This is a genomic window from Pseudomonas sp. CBS, from assembly GCF_024734645.1.
GTDB lineage: Bacteria > Pseudomonadota > Gammaproteobacteria > Pseudomonadales > Pseudomonadaceae > Aquipseudomonas.
The window spans coordinates 5,988,745-6,008,976 of the sequence record NZ_CP102929.1; the positions used below are offsets into that span (position 1 = coordinate 5,988,745).

At 60.1% G+C, this 20,232-nt stretch carries 24 protein-coding genes and 1 pseudogene; 17 read left to right on the forward strand and 8 right to left on the reverse strand.

The window, feature by feature from the left end:
• Positions 1 to 27 precede the first annotated feature (27 nt).
• The 7 genes and pseudogenes from NVB75_RS27290 to NVB75_RS33505 all read left to right on the forward strand — a co-directional run bounded on the left by NVB75_RS27290 (position 28) and on the right by NVB75_RS33505 (position 5,186).
• Positions 28 to 585 (forward strand): cytochrome b, encoded by a 558-nt coding sequence (locus tag NVB75_RS27290; RefSeq protein WP_258344157.1) that lies wholly within the window; start codon positions 28 to 30, stop codon positions 583 to 585.
• A gap of 103 nt (positions 586 to 688) precedes the next feature.
• Entirely contained in the window at positions 689 to 1,180 is a 492-nt protein-coding gene (locus NVB75_RS27295; protein WP_375378952.1) for a tetratricopeptide repeat protein, read from the forward strand.
• Between the two features lie 59 nt (positions 1,181 to 1,239).
• Positions 1,240 to 1,737: an RNA polymerase sigma factor gene (locus tag NVB75_RS27300; RefSeq protein ID WP_258348756.1), complete on the forward strand. Its 498-nt coding sequence runs from the start codon at positions 1,240 to 1,242 to the stop codon at positions 1,735 to 1,737.
• Entirely contained in the window at positions 1,734 to 2,501 is a 768-nt protein-coding gene (locus tag NVB75_RS27305) for an anti-sigma factor (RefSeq protein ID WP_258344159.1), read from the forward strand. The genes NVB75_RS27300 and NVB75_RS27305 overlap by 4 nt, the downstream gene beginning before the upstream one ends.
• Positions 2,502 to 3,013: 512 nt before the next feature.
• Entirely contained in the window at positions 3,014 to 3,397 is a 384-nt protein-coding gene (locus NVB75_RS27310) for a DUF6124 family protein (RefSeq protein ID WP_258344160.1), read from the forward strand.
• Positions 3,398 to 3,560: 163 nt separating this feature from the next.
• Positions 3,561 to 4,328, forward strand: a pseudogene (locus NVB75_RS33500) (MCP four helix bundle domain-containing protein); the annotation flags it as partial.
• Positions 4,329 to 4,376: 48 nt separating this feature from the next.
• Positions 4,377 to 5,186: a methyl-accepting chemotaxis protein gene (locus NVB75_RS33505; RefSeq protein ID WP_375378953.1), complete on the forward strand. Its 810-nt coding sequence runs from the start codon at positions 4,377 to 4,379 to the stop codon at positions 5,184 to 5,186.
• Here the strand turns inward: NVB75_RS33505 and NVB75_RS27320 are convergent.
• The 3 genes from NVB75_RS27320 to NVB75_RS27330 form a co-directional block, all read right to left on the reverse strand.
• Positions 5,155 to 6,006, reverse strand: a complete 852-nt coding sequence (locus NVB75_RS27320) for a hypothetical protein (RefSeq protein WP_258344163.1) — start codon at positions 6,004 to 6,006, stop codon at positions 5,155 to 5,157. The genes NVB75_RS33505 and NVB75_RS27320 overlap by 32 nt on opposite strands.
• 127 nt (positions 6,007 to 6,133) lie before the next feature.
• A complete protein-coding gene (locus NVB75_RS27325; protein ID WP_258344165.1) occupies positions 6,134 to 6,454 on the reverse strand; it encodes a type II toxin-antitoxin system RelE/ParE family toxin in 321 nt (106 codons plus the stop codon).
• The gene (locus NVB75_RS27330; protein WP_063032594.1) at positions 6,451 to 6,732 is read right to left on the reverse strand and encodes a type II toxin-antitoxin system ParD family antitoxin; all 282 of its coding nucleotides are present in this window, start codon (positions 6,730 to 6,732) and stop codon (positions 6,451 to 6,453) included. Before NVB75_RS27330 ends, NVB75_RS27325 begins: the two co-directional genes overlap by 4 nt.
• Before the next feature lie 382 nt (positions 6,733 to 7,114).
• On the opposite strand from NVB75_RS27330, the gene NVB75_RS27335 reads away from it, so the two are divergent.
• Positions 7,115 to 8,017 carry a LysR family transcriptional regulator gene (locus NVB75_RS27335; protein ID WP_258344168.1) on the forward strand — a complete coding sequence of 301 codons (903 nt, stop codon included), beginning with the start codon at positions 7,115 to 7,117 and terminating at the stop codon, positions 8,015 to 8,017.
• On the opposite strand, the gene NVB75_RS27340 is transcribed toward NVB75_RS27335, so the two are convergent.
• Complete coding sequence (locus tag NVB75_RS27340) at positions 8,009 to 8,767, reverse strand: substrate-binding domain-containing protein (protein WP_258344170.1); 759 nt, start codon at positions 8,765 to 8,767, stop codon at positions 8,009 to 8,011. The genes NVB75_RS27335 and NVB75_RS27340 overlap by 9 nt on opposite strands.
• Positions 8,768 to 8,779: 12 nt before the next feature.
• Positions 8,780 to 10,072 (reverse strand): MFS transporter, encoded by a 1,293-nt coding sequence (locus NVB75_RS27345; protein WP_258344171.1) that lies wholly within the window; start codon positions 10,070 to 10,072, stop codon positions 8,780 to 8,782.
• A 198-nt stretch (positions 10,073 to 10,270) separates the two neighbouring features.
• On the opposite strand from NVB75_RS27345, the gene NVB75_RS27350 reads away from it, so the two are divergent.
• Positions 10,271 to 10,417, forward strand: a complete 147-nt coding sequence (locus NVB75_RS27350) for a hypothetical protein (RefSeq protein ID WP_017479223.1) — start codon at positions 10,271 to 10,273, stop codon at positions 10,415 to 10,417.
• A gap of 120 nt (positions 10,418 to 10,537) precedes the next feature.
• Here the strand turns inward: NVB75_RS27350 and NVB75_RS27360 are convergent, their stop codons facing one another.
• A complete protein-coding gene (locus NVB75_RS27360; RefSeq protein ID WP_258344173.1) occupies positions 10,538 to 10,930 on the reverse strand; it encodes a VOC family protein in 393 nt (130 codons plus the stop codon).
• A gap of 134 nt (positions 10,931 to 11,064) precedes the next feature.
• Between NVB75_RS27360 and NVB75_RS27365 the strand changes: the two genes are divergently transcribed.
• The 6 genes from NVB75_RS27365 to NVB75_RS27390 all read left to right on the forward strand — a co-directional run bounded on the left by NVB75_RS27365 (position 11,065) and on the right by NVB75_RS27390 (position 17,319).
• Positions 11,065 to 11,787, forward strand: a complete 723-nt coding sequence (locus tag NVB75_RS27365; RefSeq protein ID WP_003211913.1) for a GntR family transcriptional regulator — start codon at positions 11,065 to 11,067, stop codon at positions 11,785 to 11,787.
• Positions 11,784 to 12,572, forward strand: coding sequence for an SDR family oxidoreductase (locus NVB75_RS27370; protein WP_010176559.1), 789 nt, complete (start codon positions 11,784 to 11,786; stop codon positions 12,570 to 12,572). The genes NVB75_RS27365 and NVB75_RS27370 overlap by 4 nt, the downstream gene beginning before the upstream one ends.
• 83 nt (positions 12,573 to 12,655) lie before the next feature.
• Positions 12,656 to 13,588, forward strand: a complete 933-nt coding sequence (locus NVB75_RS27375; RefSeq protein ID WP_010176558.1) for a 3-keto-5-aminohexanoate cleavage protein — start codon at positions 12,656 to 12,658, stop codon at positions 13,586 to 13,588.
• 69 nt (positions 13,589 to 13,657) lie between these two features.
• Positions 13,658 to 14,536 (forward strand): SMP-30/gluconolactonase/LRE family protein, encoded by an 879-nt coding sequence (locus NVB75_RS27380; protein ID WP_309149023.1) that lies wholly within the window; start codon positions 13,658 to 13,660, stop codon positions 14,534 to 14,536.
• 75 nt (positions 14,537 to 14,611) lie between these two features.
• Positions 14,612 to 15,934: an MFS transporter gene (locus NVB75_RS27385; RefSeq protein ID WP_003211904.1), complete on the forward strand. Its 1,323-nt coding sequence runs from the start codon at positions 14,612 to 14,614 to the stop codon at positions 15,932 to 15,934.
• Positions 15,935 to 15,993: 59 nt separating this feature from the next.
• On the forward strand, positions 15,994 to 17,319 hold the full coding sequence (locus tag NVB75_RS27390; protein WP_017479218.1) for an MFS transporter: 1,326 nt from the start codon (positions 15,994 to 15,996) through the stop codon (positions 17,317 to 17,319).
• Here the strand turns inward: NVB75_RS27390 and NVB75_RS27395 are convergent.
• On the reverse strand, positions 17,274 to 17,519 hold the full coding sequence (locus NVB75_RS27395; protein ID WP_258344178.1) for a hypothetical protein: 246 nt from the start codon (positions 17,517 to 17,519) through the stop codon (positions 17,274 to 17,276). The two genes, NVB75_RS27390 and NVB75_RS27395, sit on opposite strands and share 46 nt — an antisense overlap.
• 61 nt (positions 17,520 to 17,580) lie before the next feature.
• On the opposite strand from NVB75_RS27395, the gene NVB75_RS27400 reads away from it, so the two are divergent.
• Both NVB75_RS27400 and NVB75_RS27405 read left to right on the forward strand, forming a co-directional pair.
• Entirely contained in the window at positions 17,581 to 18,516 is a 936-nt protein-coding gene (locus NVB75_RS27400) for a LysR substrate-binding domain-containing protein (protein ID WP_167662740.1), read from the forward strand.
• Between the two features lie 170 nt (positions 18,517 to 18,686).
• Positions 18,687 to 19,049 carry a 5-carboxymethyl-2-hydroxymuconate Delta-isomerase gene (locus NVB75_RS27405; RefSeq protein WP_258344182.1) on the forward strand — a complete coding sequence of 121 codons (363 nt, stop codon included), beginning with the start codon at positions 18,687 to 18,689 and terminating at the stop codon, positions 19,047 to 19,049.
• Positions 19,050 to 19,159: 110 nt separating this feature from the next.
• Here the strand turns inward: NVB75_RS27405 and NVB75_RS27410 are convergent, their stop codons facing one another.
• The gene (locus NVB75_RS27410) at positions 19,160 to 20,095 is read right to left on the reverse strand and encodes a LysR family transcriptional regulator (protein ID WP_258344184.1); all 936 of its coding nucleotides are present in this window, start codon (positions 20,093 to 20,095) and stop codon (positions 19,160 to 19,162) included.
• Positions 20,096 to 20,232 lie beyond the last annotated feature (137 nt).

Genomic DNA, 20,232 nt, shown 5'->3' on the forward strand with positions numbered 1-20,232 from the left:
ACCACACAGACCACCCAGGAAACGCCCATGAACAACCCCGCCGACCGCTACGACCGCCTGACCCGCACCTTCCACTGGCTGACCGCCGCGTTGGTGATCTTCATGTTCGCCAGCGCCCATATCTGGGAAAACCTGGAAAAAGGCACGCCGCTGCGCAAGGGCCTGCAATCCGTCCATATCTCCCTCGGCATCGCCATGGCAGTGCTGATCGCTGCACGTATCCTCTGGCGTCTGTTCGGCGGTAATTACCCAAAGGGCGATAACCACCCTGCGCTTAACCTGGCCGCCAAAATCGCCCACGGCTGTCTATACCTGTTACTACTGACGCAGGTGATCCTGGGCTTCCTGTTCCGCTGGGCCCAAGGCGAGCCGTTCAACTTTTTCGGCCTGTTCCCCGTCCCTGCGCCGTTTGTGATTGATCACGAGTTGCGTGGCACCCTCGGTGGGCTGCACAACAACGTCGCCTGGGCGATCATCGTGCTCGCGGGGCTGCATGCCTGCGCCGCGCTGTGGCATCACTACATCCAGCGCGACGGCACGCTGCGCCGCATGCTGCCTGGCCCTCGGGGTGATCTTCAACACTGAGTTTGCTGCGGTACTTTCCCTATCGTTACGGAGCATGAACGCCATGAAGAATCGTCCCGAACACGCCGTTGGTTACCGCACCACTTTGTTCTTCGGTGCCTGTATGGCCGCCGCACTACTGGCCGGCCAGGCCCATGCTTCCGGTGACGAATCGGCGCCGCCCAAGCCCAACTGCCCCAAAGGCCAGGTCTGGGACACCAAGACCGGTAAGTGCGTGCTGCAAACCAGCAAAGCCACGTCGGACGCTGACCGCACTGACTACGCCTATCGCCTGGCCAAGGACGGGCGTTACGAAGAAGCCTTGTCACTGCTCGACACCCTGCAAAACCCGAACACCGCCAAGGCCCTGAACTACCGCGGCTACGCCACGCGCAAACTGGGGCGCACCGATGAAGGCATCAGCTACTACCTGCAATCCGTGGCCCTGGACCCCAACTACGCACAAGTCCGTGAGTACCTGGGTGAGGCCTACGTCATCAAGGGCCGCGTGGACCTGGCCCAGGAGCAACTGGTGAAAATCAAAGCCTTGTGCAGCACCACCTGCGAAGAATACGAAGACCTGGCCGAAGCCATCGCCGCCGCGCCTCAGGCTTGAACCCGTGAGCGCACAGTCGGGAGATTGCCATAAGCAAAGACGCTGAGTTGCGTCGTGAGTTGAGCCAGTTGTTGCCACGTTTATGGCGATACGGGTTGGTGCTGTCGCGACAAAAGCATGTGGCGGATGACCTGGTGCAAGCCACTTGTGTGCGGGCACTGGAGCGTACAGGCCAGTTCATGGCCGGCACGCGACTGGACCGTTGGTTGCTGACGATCATGCATTCGATCTGGCTCAACGAATTGCGCTCGCAACGGGTGCGGCAAGGCCAGGGGTTCGTCGATGCTGAGCAGGAGTTGTCGTTCGACGGCGAAACACTGGCTCAGGATCACGTGCTGGCTGCGCAGGTGATCAAGCGCGTCAATGCGTTGCCTGAAGCCCAGCGGGAAACGGTGTTTCTGGCCTACGTCGAAGGGCTTTCATACAAGGAAATTGCCGAAGTCCTGCATATCCCGGTGGGAACGGTGATGAGCCGGCTGGCCGCTGCGCGCTTGAAACTGGCTGAAACGGCGCAGTCAAGCGGCCTGTTGGATAAATCGAGCGGAGAACGACGATGACTCAACATACACCACCGTCGGATGAACTGCTGGTGGCTTATCTGGACGGCGAGTTAGACCCTCAGCAGCGTCAGGTTATCGATAACCTGCTGGGGATTGATCCTACCGTGACTGCCCGTGTAGAGCAGCTCAAGCGCGGGCACCTGTCGTTCAAATCAGCTTTCGATTCGGTACTCGATCAAGCTCCCACCGAACGTTTGCAAGCGATGCTCGATGCCTTGCCGCCAGCACAAACACCCACCCTGAGTCGGCGCAGGTTTCTCGCGGTTGCGGCTAGCTTTGCGGTGGCCGGCGTGGTCGCTGATCGACTGTTCATGACCTGGCCCCGACCAGAGCCCGGTTCGGGCTGGCGTGCCTCGGTCGCCGAATACATGGCGCTGTATACGCCCCAGACCTTGGAAAACCTCAGCGCTGATCCCGACTCGCTTATTGCCCAACTGAGTTCGGTAGGGCGCCAGCTCGGCCTGCCGCTGAGCCCAGAGGCGATAAGCCTGCCGGGCGCCGAGTTCAGACGCGCACAAATCCTCGATTACGATGGCGTATTAATCGGCCAATTAACGTACCTCGACCCACGTCACGGCCCGTTGGCGCTCTGTATTACGTCTGCGAAGAAAGGCCTGATGCCCATGGCCACCGAACAGCGTCGTGGACTGAACGTGGTGTTTTGGTCCAATCCAACCCATGCCTTCATGTTGATTGGCAGAAACCCGTTTGAAGATTTGCAGATCATGGCGCGTAGTGCCGAGAAGGCGTTGTCCGCCTAGAAATACGACACTCAATCATCAATATCGGGATAGACGACTCGCCCGAGTATCCAAGGCGCCACCACATCGCTATGAACGGTGCGCAGAAATGAGCCCCACTCGGCCCGACTGTGGGCATCAGGTCCGATAGCGGTTAGTAACAGATAGTCATCGCAGTAGGAGGCAATAGGGCGCAAGGTGCCTTGCTAGTTACACCCTTTCAATGATGTCTGTAGCCTGATTCTTTAGCTGCCAGTGCAGGGTTGCGCTGCCAGAGGCACGGCGGTAACCTTCGCCCCGTCGCCCCCATGGCGACCGGTTTTGACAGACCGAATAACGTGCGATCTTTGTACTTCCCCGTATATGGTTCCAGGCGCTTGTCTGTGCCTATGTGTTATGGCGGTTGTACGTGGGGCATCTTCGGGTGCGCCGGGTTTCCACGTTTCCGGTCTGTCAACCTGCGTACAGCTGCCACCCAATCCTGTTTGACAGCAGGGGAATGGCGGCTCCTTTTGACAACGTGGAGCTACACCATGAAAAAGATCACCCCCAATCCCCCTGATTCTTTCGGCGCTCGCGCGCACAACAAACTCACTGACGGAACAATGTCCGACGCGGCGCAAATAGCGCTTGATTATTACCTGAGTGAACCTGCACCCGAATCGGCTGAAATCGACGAGCGCCCACCACGCAAAATCTTCCTCGTAGGTGCGGATGTAGGCACCGAAGAAGCACTGGCCAACGCCACTGAAATCCTGTCGTCAGCATTGGAAACGGCCTATCGTTGCGCCGATGGCCAAGACAGCATTCACTATCGATTAACCATGGGGCTGGCCCAGTTGATCGAGAATGCTCAGGCGTTGGTAGACTCGGTACTCGACCGTCAATTTGCAGCTGATAAACCCGCCAACCCGTGAACGCCAACGACGCCCCGCAAAGCCCGCTGTAGCTAAAAGCCAGCGGGCTTTTTTCGTGGGAAATTTTATATCTGGCAACTTGCGCGAATTGCGCTCAAGTCCCGCCCTGGCTGGCCGAAACTCTGTCATACGATGTCGTATGCCAATAATGAGAACAATCGCCATGTCGCTTCGCAGCCTGTCCATTGCCCGCCGTGCGGGTCTCGGTTTTGCCTTGATTGCCTTGCTCGTGGCGCTGCTCGGGTTCTTTGCGCTCTCGAACATGGCGAACATCCGCGAAAGTGCCGTGCAAGTTGAAAGTGGCCTGGTGCCGAAGATGCGCCTGGTCTCGGACATTCGCGAAATCATGCTGCGCATCCGCACCATTTCCCTGCGCATGGCCCTTGATCCCAACCCGGCGAGCCTCTCGCAATACCGTAGCCAGATGGACACCCGCAGCCAGGATCTGACGAAGAAACTGGCCGACCTGAATGCGGTGATTGATACCCCCGAGGTACGCAATCTTTATGATCAGTTCCAGGTCTCCCTGCGTCAGTATCAGCAAGGTCTCACTCAGTCATTCATCCTCGCCGACAAGCAGCAGACCACCGAGCTGAACAAGTTGCTGCTGGTGGACATGAAAACCGTGGTCGACGGTTCCGGCAATCAGCTCAATGCCCTGGCCGACTACTACAGCGCCCAGATAAACCTGCAGGGCCAGACGGCGCAGGCGCAGTACAGCCGCTCACGCACGATGGTCTTCGGCTTCGTGCTGCTGGCGGCGTTGAGCACGGTGGCCTTGGCGTGGTTGCTGACGCGTAGCATTGTGGGGCCCCTGAGCCACGCGGTGCGTGCCGCGGAAAACGTCGCTCGGGGCGACCTGACCCAGACCGTTGAAGTCACCGGCGACGACGAAGTGACGCGCCTGCTCGTGGCACTGCAGAGTATGCAAGGCAACCTGCGCGGTACCTTGCAGTTGATTCGCCAGTCGGCCGGGCAGATGGCGGCCTCGGCCACCGACCTCAACGGTATCACCGACCAGAGCAGCCGCAGCCTGCAAAAGCAGACCGCTGAAATCGAGCAAGCCGCCACCGCCGTCAATGAGATGACTTCGGCCGCCGATGAGGTGGCGCGTAATGCCGTTTCCACCTCCGAGTCCACCCGCCTCTCAAATGAAACGGCCCGCGACGGCCAGCAGCGCGTCGGTGAAACGGTCAGCGCGATTCAGGCGCTGAGCACCAACATCGGCGAAACCTCGAGCCTGGTGCAAAACCTCGCCGATCAATCGCGGGACATCGGCAAGGTGCTGGACGTGATTCGCTCCATCGCCGAGCAGACCAATTTGCTGGCGCTGAACGCCGCCATCGAGGCGGCGCGTGCCGGTGAGTCCGGGCGTGGTTTTGCCGTGGTGGCGGATGAAGTGCGTGCACTGGCCCATCGCACCCAGCAATCGACCCTGGAAATCGACCAGATGGTCACTGCGATGCGCAGCGGCTCCAGCGAGGCACTGACCTCAATGCAATCGAGCACCCAGCGGGCCAGTGAAACCTTGATCCTGGCCGAAGGCGCCGGTGGCGCACTGAGCCAGATCACCGACTCCATCGATCAGATTCACCAGCGCAACCTGGTCATCGCCAGCGCCGCCGAGGAGCAGGCCCAGGTGGCCAAGGAAGTGGATCGCAACATCGTCAATATTCGTGACCTGTCCGCGCAGTCGTCCTCGGGGGCGGGGCAGATCAACGGGTCGAGCCATGAGCTGACGCGGTTGGCGGTGTCGCTTAATGAGGCGGTGGCGCGGTTTCAGCTGTAACGGGGTCTACTCGTGCCACGGATGGCACCAGTTCCAGGATACGGTCACGACCACCTTCGGCCACGAGGTACGTTCCCTTCGTCGTACGCACAATCGACTGTGGCGCCTTCAGGAAAGACAGGATTGTCTGCTGGCGCCCGTGCTTGTCGATCAGCAACAAACGCGCACGGTGGGTTGAATCCTCGTTGATCCATAACCCGCGTTCATCGCACATCAGGAAGGTGGGTTTGTTCAAATGGCTCAGTACCACCGGGTCGCTACCGTCGATGGTCAGCTCTCGCACCACGCCCTTCTTCTTTTCTGTGTAGAGCATGCGCCCATCCGTGCAGCGAACAATCGACTCGCCTTCGCTGAGTTGGTCACGCACGACGCTCAAGGTCCTGTCGCTCCAGTGATAGCGCAGAATCCGCGCCCCGACCTTGCGGTCTTCGATGGCATACAGGTACTCGCCGTCGTCCCATAGCCCTTGCACGCTTTCTCCCCTGAATAGCTCGGTGACGACGCCGTCCTTGAGGAAGCTGACCGGCGCGCCGTCCACTTCCTGGCTGAACACCCAACCGCCCCGAGTGGCGACCATGCCATCGGGCTTGGATAGTTTTCCTACAACCAGCTCGCGTTTTCCGTCGTGCAAGATGCGTACGATACTGCCAAGCCCATCGCTCAATTCCTGGCTCACCATCAGCGAACCGTCGGGCATCGGCATCAGTGATGCGGCCTTTGCTACGTCTCGGTGGACGACATGAACACTCCAGTCATCGGCGGCACTGACCGGGTAGAAGCTTTGCCAGGCGAAGAAGCCCAAAGCTGCAAGGCAGAGCAAGCCCAGGAGCCACAACCCCGCTCGAAGCGCTCGATAGAGAGGCGCAGGGCTGGAAGTCCTTTTTATTGTTTCATCCATTGATTGCGTTACCGGTAGCTATTCGTGAATAGAACGATTGGAGCCGAAGTTAACCGTTGTCCTCGTCCTGCAAGAGGGCTGCGTAATCTTGCCCTCCGTAGAACACCCCTAGAATCGATACCGTTTCAGTGTCGGCATCTACTGTAAAAGCGATGATGGTGGTGTGCCGATAGTGAGTGGTACGTAGAATGGGTAACACGTCTTCACGGCTGATGCCGCGCAGAGGAAACAGAGACAGGTTTTCGCAGTAAGTGATGATGGCATCTACATAGCGCGCAGCGATGACGGGTGAGCCGGCCTGGGTGATGTAGTCTTCAAGTTCTTCGAGTTGCGTTACTGCCTTGGGTGAAAAAGCTACCGTGTAGGTCACGACTTACGGTTGCCTTTCTGTTGGCGTTTGGCTGCCATGTGTTCGCGGACCTGGGCGGCAGACAGCGCGCTGTCTGGATCGGCCTTGAGGGCGACGGCTGCTGGAATCACTTGATCCTGAAGCCAGTTTTCCATTGCTCGGTCACGTGCCAGCAAGATTCGCAGCCCGTCGCGTATGACTTCACTTTCACTGGCATATTCGCCAGTGCTCACTTTGGCTTTGACGAGTGCGGCCATCTCAATCGGCAAGGTGATGCTCATTTGCTGGGTTGAGCGCATGGTAGCGTCCGCTTTTGCTGGGTAGGATTTAATCCTACTTAACGCTGGGCGTGTTGCAAGCGGTAACTGACCAGTGTGAGTCGCTGGAGTCTCCTGAACTGACCAGCGTGCTGTCTGTTTCGTGCAGATACTGATGGGGTAATCCATCGTCAAAGACTTTTCCATAGTGGGCCTGAAAGTGAGAGCTGGATTTGAGGCTGTCAGTATTGACGCTTTTCAGAAGTCTCGTTTCCAACCCACGCAAATTCCCTGCTGATATGTATGACCGCATATTTTCCGTAGGGTTATTGGCTGATCCCGAGTCTGTGGCCCGCGCCAATAGCATCCCGCCAGCCCCCATACGATAATGCCCGCCACATCTGCTCAACCAATGGCTGCCCCCGTGATCATCAACTTCGACCTGAACGACCTCCAAGCCTTCCGTGCCGTCGTAGACAAGGGCAGTTTCCGTGCGGCGGCCGAAGCCATCCGTATCTCCCAGCCGGCCCTCAGCCGGCGCATCGAAAAGCTCGAGTCTGCCCTCGACGTCAAACTCTTCGAACGCACCACGCGCCGGGTCAGCCTGACCATGGTGGGTCGCGCGTTCCTGCCGCAAGTCGAGCGCATGCTCGATGACCTGGACATCGCCCTGATGGGCATCAGTAACGTGGCTTCAACCCGTATGGGCAATGTCACCATCGCCTGTGTGCCGTCTACGGCGTACTACTTCATGCCCCACGTGATCTCCGAATTCCACAAGCTCTATCCGAAGATTCGTCTGCGGGTATTGGACGCGAGTGCGGGCGAGGTGTGTGCTGCGGTGGAAAGTGGCGAGGCGGATTTCGGCGTGAGTTTCAGCGGCAGCCTGGCGGATGGGGTGGAGTTCGAGCTGTTGTTGCAGGAGCGTTATGTGCTGGCCTGTCGCCGGGATCATCCACTGGCGGGCCGTGCCAGTGTGACGTGGGTCGAGGCGTACGAGCATGACTACATCACCGTGGACAAGACCTCAGGCAATCGCTTTTTGCTGGACCAGGCCCTGCGCGGGGTGCGGGTGAAGAAGCCAAGCATCTGCGAAACCCATCACGTCACTACGATGATCGGGTTGGTGGAGGCGGGGTTGGGGGTGGCGATGGTGCCGTCGATTGCGATGCCGGGCGGCGAACATCCGATTCTGACGAGCGTGCCGCTGGTGGAGCCGGAGGTGGTGCGCAACGTGGGGTTGATCAAGCGCCGCGGGCGTACGTTGACGCCTGCGGCACTGGAACTGGAGCGGTTGACCCGGCAGATGCCGTTCCGGTCAGTGTGATACCGAATCCAGGCCGGTGGATTGCACCACCGGTTGCGCCTCGGGCGAGGCGAGGAATTGCAGGAGTTTTTTCGCCTGCTCGGGGTGTTCGGCATTCACTGGAATGCCTGCAGCAAAACGGGTGACGGACTGCACGTCTTCCGGGATTTTTCCGACGTAGGTCACGCCCGGAATCGGCAGCAGTTCGGACACCTGTTGCAAGCCCACTTCGTAATCACCTTTGGCCACTTGGGAGGCCACCGGGATACGTTCGATCATGGTGCCCTTGGACGGCATACCGAGCTTCTTGAACAGTTCCTTTTCGACGTAGACGCCGCTGGCGCTGTCCGAGTACGCGACGGACTTGGCGTTGGTCAGTACCGTCTTCAGTTCGGCATCGGTGGCAATCGAAGGCTTGGTTGCGCCTTCCTTGACCACCAGGCCGATGCGCGAGTCCGCCAGTTCAACGCGGGACGCTTTGTCGACCTTGCCTTGCTTGATCAGATCGTCCAGGGCGTAGCCGACCATGATCACCACGTCGGCGTGTTCGCCACGGGCCAGGCGGTTGGGAATTGCTTCCGGCGCCTTGCCCATCGACGGGCCGAGGATGGTGTCGAGGGTGTCGCCGCTCTGGGTGGCGTATTGCGCACCCAGCAACTTGTAGGCGGCGGTGAAGCCGCCGGAGGTCATGACTTTCAGCTCTTCTGCATGGGCGACCATCGCCAGGGAACCGATCGCCAGTGCCGCCAGTGTTTTGAATAGGGTTTTCATCAGCGTGATTCCTCAGGCAACTTGCAGACGGGCACTGGCGCGGCGATACAGCGCAAACGTCGCGCACAGGGCGCACAGTGCGGCGAACATCAGCCAGTAGGCCGGCGATGCCTTGTCGCCCGTCTCGTGGATAAACCAGGTGGAAATCGCCGGGGTAAAACCACCGAAAATGGCGGTCGCCAAGCTGTACGCCAGGGAGAAGCCCGCCACGCGCACTTCCACCGGCATGATTTCGGTCAGGGCCGGGATCATCGCGCCGTTGTACATGCCGTACAGGAAGGAGAACCACAGCAGGGTTTCCAGCATGTGCGCGAAGCTTGGCGCATTGACCACGTAGGAAAGTGCCGGGTAGGCGGTCAGCACAGTCAGGGCGGTCATGGCGATGAGCACCGGCTTGCGGCCAAAACGGTCACTCAGGGTGCCGCCGATGGGCAGCCAGATGAAGTTCGACACGGCTACCAGCAAGGTCACCAGCAGGGCGTCGGAGGTAGTCAGGTTGAGCACGGTTTTGCCGAAGGTCGGCGCGTACACGGTGATCAGGTAGAAGGCGGTGGTGGTCATTGCCACCATCATCATGCCGCCGATGACGATGGTCCAGTTCTTCACCAGGGTGGCCAGCACTTCGCGCATGGTAGGGCGGTGCTTGCGGTTGGCAAACTCTTCGGTTTCCTGCAGGTTGCGGCGCAGGAAAAAGATGAACGGGATGATCACGCAACCGATGGCGAACGGAATGCGCCAGCCCCAATCGGCAACCACCGCCGGTTCCATCCATTGGTTCAGGCCATAACCCAGGGCGGCCGCGACCACGATGGAGATCTGCTGGCTACCCGATTGCCAGCTGGTGTAGAAGCCCTTGCGGCCCGGTGTGGCCATTTCGGCCAGGTACACCGACACACCCCCCAGTTCTGCGCCGGCCGAGAAGCCTTGCAACAGGCGGCCCACCAGCACCAGCAGCGGTGCCCACAAACCAATGGTGTGATAGCCCGGTACCAGCACGATCAGCAGGGTACCGCTGGCCATGATCGCCAGGGTCACGATCAAGCCTTTACGGCGGCCCACATCATCGATGTAAGCGCCGAGGATGATTGCGCCCAGCGGACGCATCAAAAAGCCTGCGCCGAACACGGCGAAGGTCATCATTAATGACGCAAATTCATTGGCGGCAGGGAAGAAGGCAGCGGCGATATAGGTGGCATAGAAACCGAACAGAAAAAAATCGAACTGTTCGAGAAAGTTGCCGGAGGTGACGCGAAAGACCGCGCCGACTTTGGAGCGGGCAGAGTCAGGCCGTGAAGGATTTTGCATTTTTTTGTGTCTCCAGCGTTCTTTTTAAAGTGCTTGTTTCGCTTAAGACCGCGGATAGTGGCTGACACATTTAGAAATGATAAGTGAGTTATTTACATGTATTGATGCGCCTTGGTTATCAATGGCTGGGATCACACAAAACCGCTCCCTCATCTATGCTTCTCCATTGTGTCCAATTCTTATGGACGGGAGGTGGGTATGAGCAACGAACACAAGCAACGTGATGAGTTGGAGCAGGAGCGCGCCAGGCAGCGTCGCGAGGAAGAAAAGCCGCAGACCTGGAAGCATCCGGACGATGGCACGGAGCTGTCCGAGCGAGACCAGGAGCGCCCGCTCAAGCCCTGAGTCCTTGTTTTCTGTAGAAGCGAGCTTGCTCGCGAAAAACCTGAGGGCGACGCGGGGCACCTGGTTTCCCGCGTTATCGTTCACGACCTTCGCGAGCAAGCTCGCTCCTACAGTGTTTCTTCAGTTCTGAATCGGCGTACACAACTCCACCAGCGTCCCATCCGGGCACCGCACATACGACACCACCTGCCCCCAAGGCTTGGTGCTCGGCGCAGCAAGCTCATTCGCACCTGCCGCCAGCGCTCTGGCATGGGCCTTTGACACATCTTCAGTAACAAACCCCAACTCCATCCCCAGCGGCTGCTGTGAGGCATGCGCCTCGATATGCCCGCCCTCGAAATTCATCTCGCCCAACTCATGGGCCGCAAAGGAAAGGGTGGTGCCACCCGTCTCCAACTCGCCATACGTCCCCGATTCATGCAGGAAACGACGACTCAAACCGAAGGCTTTTTCGAAGAACAGCAGGGAGGCAGCGACGTCCGGCACATAGACGATGGTGTAGGCGAATTTCATAGTTCAGCGTTCCTTGCTTGAGAGAGAGGCCATTTAAGTCAGCGTCACACTCATGGTCAACGGGAAACTATTTGACATATTTGATTTGTGATCACATATTGGAGCCATAAGAACGATAACACAGGTTTTGACTCATGACAGATGGCCCGCTTCTCCTTCCGACCTTGCGCCAGGTGTCCCGCGATACCTTGCAAGACCAGGTCTATCGCCAGATCCGTGAAGCCTTGATGAGTGGTCGTTTCCAGCCCGGCCAGAAACTCACCATCCGCGGCCTCGCCGAAGCCCTTGGCTCCAGCCCCATGCCGGTACGCGAAGCCCTCCAGCGCCTCAGCGCCGAAAACGCCTTTGAAGTCACCGAAACCTCCCGTCTGCGGGTCCGCATGATGACGGTCGAACGCCTGCGGGAAATTCGCGATGCGCGGGTCGCCCTGGAAGGTTTGCTGGCAGAAAAAGCCGTGCTGCTCCTGGAAAAAGCCGACCTCGACGAAATTTCCGACCTCTGCCAGCAGATGCAACAAGCCGCCGACGAAGTCGACGTTTCCCGCTACCTGTGGACCAACTTCGCCTTTCACCGTCGGATCTATGCCGTCGCTCAGGCCGAATTGACCATGGCCGCCGTGGAAAACTTCTGGCTGCACATGGGCCCGTGTTTTGCCCTGGTCGCTCCCGACAAAGCTCACTTGCAGCGCTCGATGGAGGCGCATACGCGCATCGTCGAAGCCCTGGCCGCCCGCGATGGTGCCGGTGCCCGCGCTGCCGTGACCGATGACATCATGCAGGCCGCCGATTCCCTGGCGCGCCTGCTCGTCAAGAACGACCGTTCGCGGTCGTCTGTTTCAGGAGGTAAACGTGCATGAGTGTCCTACAGCGGCTGCAGCCCTATCCTGGGTTACGTGTGTTGATTTCCGGCGGGGCTGCCGGTATCGGTGAAGTGTTGGCGGCGGCCTATCTGGAGGCGGGTGCCAAGGTGCATGTGTGTGATGTCAGCGAACCGGCCCTGGCGGCGTTTCGCGACAAGTACCCGGGCACTGTCGCAACCCGTGCCGATGTGAGCGATGCCGCGCAGATCGAGGCGGTGTTCCAGGTGCAGCGCGAGCAATTTGGCGGGCTGGATGTGTTGGTCAATAACGCCGGGATTGCCGGTCCCACCGGCGGCATCGACGCCATCAGCGATGCCGAGTGGCAAGCCACGATCAACATCAACCTGACGGCGCAATACCGTTTTGCCCACCACGCGGTGCCGATGCTCAAGGAATCGTCCCACGGCCATCTGCTGCATATCGCCTCGGTTGCGGGCCGTCTTGGCTACGCCTGGCGCACGCCGTATGCCGCGACCAAATGGGCCATCGTCGGCCTGATGAAATCCCTGGCCTCGGAGCTGGGCGAAAGCGACATCCGCGTCAACGCCTTGCTGCCCGGCATCGTCGAAGGCCCGCGCATGGACGGCGTGATCCGCGCCCGTGCCGAGCAGGTCGGCGTACCGGAAGCCGAGATGCGCCAGGAATACCTCAACAAGATCTCCCTCAAGCGCATGGTCACCGCCGAAGACGTCGCGGCCATGGCCTTGTTTCTCTGCTCGCCCGCCGCCCGCAATGTCACCGGCCAAGCGATCAGTGTCGACGGTAACGTCGAGTACCTGTAGGCCGCATCAGCGTTTAGCCAAGGAAGAACACACAAGCCACACCCGGGATTTTTTTTCATAAGAATAAAAGTCGGAGAGTCGTCATGTCCAAAAATCGTCCTGTAATCATCACCTGCGCCGTCACCGGTGCCATCCATACGCCGTCGATGTCGCCGCATTTGCCGATTACCGCGCAGGAAATTGCCGATGCCGCCATCGGTGCCGCCGAAGCCGGCGCCGCTATTGTTCACCTGCATGCCCGTGATCCCATCGATGGCCGTCCCAGCCAGGACCCTGCGCTGTTCGCCGAATTCCTGCCGCAGATCAAAGCCGCCAGCGACGTGGTGATCAACATCACCACCGGCGGTGCGCCGACCATGGGCGTCGAAGAACGCCTGCAACCGGTGATGCAGTTCAAGCCGGAACTGGCCTCGTTGAACATGGGCTCGATGAACTTCGGCCTGTACGAAATGCTCAACCGCTTCACCGAGTTCAAGCACGACTGGGAGCGTCCGTACCTGGAAGAAAGCGACGACCGGATCTTTCGCAACACCTTCCGCGACATTACCCACATCCTCAATTCCTGCGCCGAAAACCGCACACGTTTTGAAATCGAGTGCTACGACATTGGCCACCTGTACACCGCCGCCCACTTCCTGGAACGCGGCCTGCTCAAGCCGCCGCTGTTTATCCAGTCGGTATTCGGTTTGCGCGGCGGTATCGGCGGCCACCCGGAAGACCTGGCCCACATGCGCCGCACTGCTGACCGGCTGTTTGGCGACGACTACGTGTGGTCGATCCTCGGCGCCGGCCGTGGGCAAATTCCGTTGGCCACCATGGGCCTGTCCATGGGCAGCAACGCCCGAGTCGGCCTGGAAGATTCGCTGTGGGATGGCCCAGGCAAACTGGCCGCGTCCAACGCCGACCAGGTTCGGCGCATTCGCACAGTGATTGAAGCCCTCGGCCACCGGGTCGCTACGCCGGATGAAGCGCGGGAAATCCTCGGGCTCAAGGGGCGCGACCAGGTCAATTTCTAAGTGATAAACCGGCCGCGTCACGGCGCGGCCATGTCCATCCCGCACAACAACAAAAAAGGGGATAACACCATGCGTATCGAAGTGCTTGTGGACGTGAAGACCACCCTGGGCGAAGGCCCGGTGTGGGACGTCGAGCAACAACGGTTGTACTGGATCGACAGCGCCGACGGCCGGATCCTGCGCTGCACCGAGGATGGCCGCGAACTGCGCGCCTGGGACGTGGGCCAGAAAATCGGCTCCATGGCCCTGCGGCATAGCGGCGAGCAAGCCATCGTCGCCCTGCAAAACGGCGTGCATCTGCTCGACCTCAACAGCGGCGAACAGACGCTGGTCATCGACCCGGAACCCGCACTGCCCAACAACCGCCTCAACGACGGCAAGGTCGACCGCCAGGGCCGCTTTGTCTTCGGCTCCATGGACACCCTCGAAGACAGCGCCAGCGCCAAGCTCTACCGCCTCGACGCGGACCTGAGCCTGCACGCCCTGGACGAAGGCATCATCGTGTCCAACGGCCCGTGCTGGAGCCCGTCGGGCGACACCTTCTACTTTTGCGACACCTGGTCCGGGGAGGTCTGGGCCTATGACTACGACCTCGCCACGGGGGCCGTGAGCAATCGACGCACCTTCGCCAAGGTCGATACCAGCAGCGGTGGCGCCGCCGACGGCTGCACCGTGGATGCCGAAGGCTGCCTGTGGCAGGCGCTGGTCTACGCCGGGAAACTGGTGCGCTACACACCCGACGGCCAGGTCGACCGGATCATCCAGATGCCGGTGAAAAAGGTCACCAGTCTGACCTTCGGCGGGCCGAACCTGGACACCCTGTTTGTCACCTCCATGGCCAAGCCACCGTTGCCGCGTTTCCCGGCCGACGGTCAGCAGCGCGGGGCGCTTTTTGCGATCACCGGGCTGGGCGTGCAAGGAATAGCCGAGCGACGGTTCGCCAGCTAGCGCGTTTTTTTCAACAAGGCACATTCCTTCCGCAACCTTGCGTCAGTGCGCGCCCTCGCGCGCCTGGAGAAACCCATGGCAACCTTGAAAAAAGCCTCGCTGCGCAGTATCCATCGGCACTCTTGGGTGTCGCTGCTGGTGTGCTGGATGATCTGGATCCTCAACGCCTACGACCGTGAGATCGTGCTGCGCCTGGGGCCGACCATTTCCAAGCATTTCGATTTGTCGGCCGATCAGTGGGGCACCATGGCCACAGTGATCATGCTCGCCCTGGCCCTGCTGGATATTCCCGGCTCGATGTGGAGTGACCGCTACGGCGGTGGCTGGAAGCGTGCGCGGTTCCAGGTGCCGCTGGTGCTGGGCTACACGGCGATCTCGTTTCTCTCCGGGTTCAAGGCCCTGAGCGGCAACCTCGCGACCTTTATTGCGCTGCGGGTCGGCGTCAACCTTGGCGCAGGCTGGGGCGAGCCGGTGGGTGTGAGCAACACCGCTGAATGGTGGCCGGTGGAACGTCGTGGTTTTGCCCTCGGTGCGCACCATACCGGTTACCCGATTGGCGCCATGCTCAGTGGCATTGTCGCCAGCTTTGTCATCAGCACCTTTGGCGAAGACAACTGGCGCTACGTGTTCTTCTTCGCATTTGTGGTGGCGTTGCCGCTGATGATTTTTTGGGCGCGTTACTCCACCGCCGAACGCATCACCGCGCTGTACGTCGATATCGCCGCCAAGGGCATGACCCCGCCGGACAACGCACCCGCCAGCCAAGTGAAGGGCCATGCCTGGCGCACCTTTATCGCCACGTTGCGCAATCGCAATATCGCCCTGACGGCGGGTAACACGATGCTGACCCAAGTGGTGTACATGGGCGTCAACATCGTGCTGCCAGCCTACCTCTACAACATCGCCGGGTTGTCCCTGGCCGAGTCGGCGGGGATGAGCGTGGTGTTCACCCTGACCGGGATTCTCGGGCAACTGGTGTGGCCGTCGCTGTCGGACATCATTGGCCGGCGCGTCACCCTGATCATCTGCGGCGTGTGGATGGCCGCCAGTGTCGGTGCGTTCTACTTCGCCAACACCCTGACCCTGATCATCGTCGTGCAACTGCTGTTCGGCCTGGTGGCCAATGCGGTGTGGCCGATCTACTACGCGGTGGCCTGCGACTCGGCCGAGCCGTCGGCGACCTCCACCGCCAACGGCATCATCACTACCGCGATGTTTATCGGCGGCGGCCTGGCGCCGGTGCTGATGGGCAGCCTGATTGCCATGGGCGGCGGCTGGACCACCTTGCACGGCTACACGGTGTGCTTCTTCGTGATGGCCGGTTGTGCCCTGGGCGGGGCGCTGCTGCAACTGTTTTCCCATCGCCCGCCGGCGCTGGTTGCGCAACTCGAACCCTAGAACAACACCGATGCGTCCCCCAGCCGTTGCGCTGGCGGGGCGCCAAGAGGAAGTGCCCGATGAAGACTGCCAACACTGCCCGTGAACCACGGGAGTTGAACAAACTGATGTTCGTCAAGTTGATGCCCTTGTTGATCATCGCCTATGTGCTGAGCTTTCTGGACCGCACCAACATCGCCCTGGCCAAGCACCATCTGGACGTTGACCTGGGGATTTCAGCAGCGGCCTATGGCCTGGGCGCAGGGCTGTTTTTCCTGACCTATGCGCTGTCGGAAATCCCCAGCAACCTGATCATGCACAAGGTCGGCGCGCGGTTCTGGATTGCGCGGATCATGGTGACCTGGGGCCTGATTTCGGCGGCCATGGCGTTTGTCCAGGGTGAAACTTCGTTCTATATCCTGCGCCTGCTGCTGGGCATTGCCGAAGCCGGCCTGTTTCCCGGGGTGATGCTGTACCTCACCTACTGGTTCAACCGCGAGCAACGGGCGCGGGCCACCGGGTATTTCCTGCTCGGCGTGTGTTTTGCCAACATCATCGGCGGCCCAGTGGGCGCGGCGTTGATGCGCATGGACGGCATCCTCGGCTGGCACGGCTGGCAGTGGATGTTCCTGCTCGAAGGCTTGCCGGCAGTAGCATTTGCCTGGGTGGTGTGGTGCAAGTTGCCGGATCGTCCGAGCAAGGCGCCGTGGCTCTCGGCCGAAGAGGCGCGCGGGATTGAACAGCGCATCGCGATGGAGACCGAAGAGGGCGCAGGCGAGGGTGGGCATTCCCTGAAGAACTGGCTGACCCCGCAGATCCTGCTGGCGATCTTTGTGTATTTTTGCCATCAGATCACCATCTACACCGTGATCTTTTTCCTGCCGAGCATCATCAGCAAGTACGGGGAATTGAGCACCATGAGCGTCGGCTTGCTGACGTCATTGCCGTGGATCGCAGCCGCAGCCGGAGCGGTGTTGCTGCCGCGTTTTGCCACCACGCCCACCCGTGCCCGGCGGCTGTTGATTACCGGCTTGCTGACCATGGCGTTGGGGTTGGGGATTGCCTCGGTGTCCGGGCCGGTATTCAGCCTGCTGGGCTTCTGTGTGTCGGCGGTGATGTTCTTTGTGGTGCAGTCGATCATCTTTCTCTACCCGGCTTCACGCCTCAAGGGTGTGGCACTGGCGGGCGGGCTGGGCTTCGTCAACGCCTGCGGGTTGCTCGGCGGGTTTGTCGGGCCCTCAGTGATGGGCGCGATCGAAATGAGCACCGGCAATGCCATGAACGGCTTGAAAGTGATTGCCGTGGTGCTGGTGGTGGCCGCGTTGGCCGCCTTGCGTTTGCGCCAGGGGCAGGAGCCTGATCACACCAGCAATGAGGTCGGAAACCCCGAAGCCAGCACCAGATAAGCCACGACGGCCGCCAGGCATAAACCGACAAATACCCGCAACAGTGTCCTGGCGGTAGGGTGAGCGACGAATTTGATGGCCCAGAGCAAAATCCCGGCGAGCAGGATGCTCAAGGCAGAAATGACCAGCACGATGGTGTTCTCACAAGCCTTGGAAGCTGCTTTATAGTCCCAAAGGCCCGTGTTGAACAGTGTGCGCATAGACGCAGGGCCCCGGGTGTTTCTAAACTGCGGCTTATCCAGGGCAGTGGGGCGGGCGCCGATGAATCGCAATGAATTACGCAAGGCCGACATCAACTTGATGGTGGTCTTTGAAACCTTGATGCTCGAGCGCAATGTCACCCGGGTGGCGGAGAAGCTGTTTCTCGGCCAACCCACCATCAGTTCGGCCCTCAATCGCCTGCGCACACTGTTCAATGACCCGCTGTTTATTCGCGTCGGCCATCGCATGGAACCCACCGCGCGGGCCGAGGAAATCATCAAGCACCTGTCGCCGGCCCTCGATTCCTTGTCGTCGGCCTTGAGCCTGACCCACGATTTCGACCCCTCCATCAGCACCATGACCTTTCGCATCGGCCTGTCCGATGACGTCGAGTTCGGCCTGCTGCCGCCGTTGCTGCGGGCGTTGCGCCAGGAGGCACCGCAGGTGGTGTTCGTGGTGCAGCATGTGGACTACTGGCGCATCCCGGACCTGTTGGCTTCCGGCGATATCACCGTCGGCATCACCCAGACCCGCGGCCTGCCGGCGAATGCCAAGCGCAAGCTGTTGCGGCATATCCGCCCTTGTCTGCTGCGGGCGGACGCCTCGGACAAACCCCTGACCCTCGATGAATACTGCGCACGGCCCCATGTGCTGGTGTCCCACACCGCCAACGTGTCCGGGTTTGCCGATGAATGGCTGGCGGAGATCGGTCGCAAACGCCACGTGGTGCTTTCGGTGCCGCAATACAGCGCGCTGCCGGCGCTGCTCGCCGGCACCGACATGATTGCCAGCCTGCCGGACTATACCGCCCAGGCCATGGCTGCCGGGGGGAATCTGTTCTGCGAGCCGTTCCCGTTCGAAACCCCGACTCTGGACCTGTCCATGGTCTGGCTCAGCCACGTGGACACCGACCCGGCAGAACGCTGGATGCGTTCGCGGCTCGAGGCGTTCATGAGCGAGCGGGACATGCTGCCGGTAGTCGCCCCCAAATCTTGAGACGGCGTTGGTACTGGGGGCGCTGACTTCGGCGGTATTGGTGATCGTGGCGATCCGGGAAAATCGTTCGTTGCGCGGTTTGACCGAAGTTTTACATTGAAAGCGGTCTGAATCGTTTCGGCCTCGTGCTATATGTATGACTCTTTTCCTACAACAACTCGGAGCTTTTCATGCCGCATCTGCATCTGGAATACACCGCCAACCTCACAGACCTGGCCGTTGAGAAAACCCTGTTGCGGCTCAACAACGTGCTGATGGCGTCCGGGCAGTTCGGTTCCGAGTTCGATATCAAAAGCCGTGCGCTGAAGGTGGAGACGTTCCAGGTGGGCACGTCCTTGAGCCCGCGCGCGTTCATCGCGCTAAAGCTGTCGCTGCTCAGCGGGCGTTCACCACAGGTCAAGAAGCAGTTGTCGGAAAGCCTGCTGGCAGCGCTGCAGGACCTGGGCGAATGGCCGGCGGATTTGCAGGTGCAACTCAGCGTCCTGCTGGTAGACATGGATCGCGATTCCTACAGCAAAGTCACCATCGGCTAACTACTGTAGGAGCGAGCTTGCTCGCGAAAAACTAACAGACGACGCGGGGATCCTGAATGCCCGTGTCATCGTTAACGTTCTTCGCGAGCAAGCTCGCTCCTACAAAAAAGTTATAGCAACCCCTGATCCGCACACACCTTCACCACCTGCTCCCTGAACCACGTGTTGGCGCTGTCCTGCTCGCTGTGTTCATTCCACTGCATATCCAGGGTAAACCCCGGCAAACCGTTCGGCGCTTCGCAATGGCCGAACACGGTTTTGTCCGCCAGCAGCTTCTGCACCCGACGGGGCAGGGTGACGATAAAGTCGGTGCCGGTGATCATCTTCAGCGCCGCGCTGTAGCTGTTGGCCCGGGCGATCACCTGGCGTTTGCGGGACTGGCGCGCGAGCCAGCCGTCGATCATGTTGGTGTCGGAACTCCAGGGCGTGGGGAACACATGGCGCCGGGCGACGAAGGATTGCAGGCTGAACGCCGGCTCCCGTGGCGCCGAGTGCTTGTCGAACACGCACACCAGGTCGTCCTCCAGCAGCATCTGGGTCTTGATGTCCTTGTGCTCACGATGAAAGTGCGGCCCGAAGCAGATCACCAAGTCCAGGCGCCCGTCGCGCAAGGCTTCGGCCGGGATCTCGGTTTCGAGCTTCTGCACATTGACGATCACCGGCAGGTCGGCGTGATCGAAGTTTTTCAGCAGGCGCGGCAGGATCAGTTGCTCGAAGTATTCGGGGGCGCAGACGTTGAAGGTCACGGCCTTCTGGGTCGGGTCGAAGGCCTGGCTGCCGGCATGACAGAGGTTGATGCTTTCGAGAATTTTCTGCACATGCCCGTACATGGTGGCGGCTTTGTACGTAGGGCGCATGCCCGCCCGGGTGTTGATAAACAACTCGTCTTCGAAGCTGGTGCGCAGCTTCTTCAGGCTGTAGCTCACGGTGGACTGGCTGACGAACAGGGTTTCGGAGACGTCGGTCACGCTGCTTTGGTCGTAAACAGCGACAAACACCATCAGGTCCTGCATATCGAGCTTTCTAAGCAAGTTGCTGTTTAGCATCCGTTCCGTCCGCAAGCGCTTTGTACCGAACTCGGTACAAGACAATACAAAATGTTAACGGAACGCTCGTACCAATAGAAAGCTCTGTCGGACCTTTCTCTGTTTGAGGTGAGACAAATAATGTTTACAACACGACC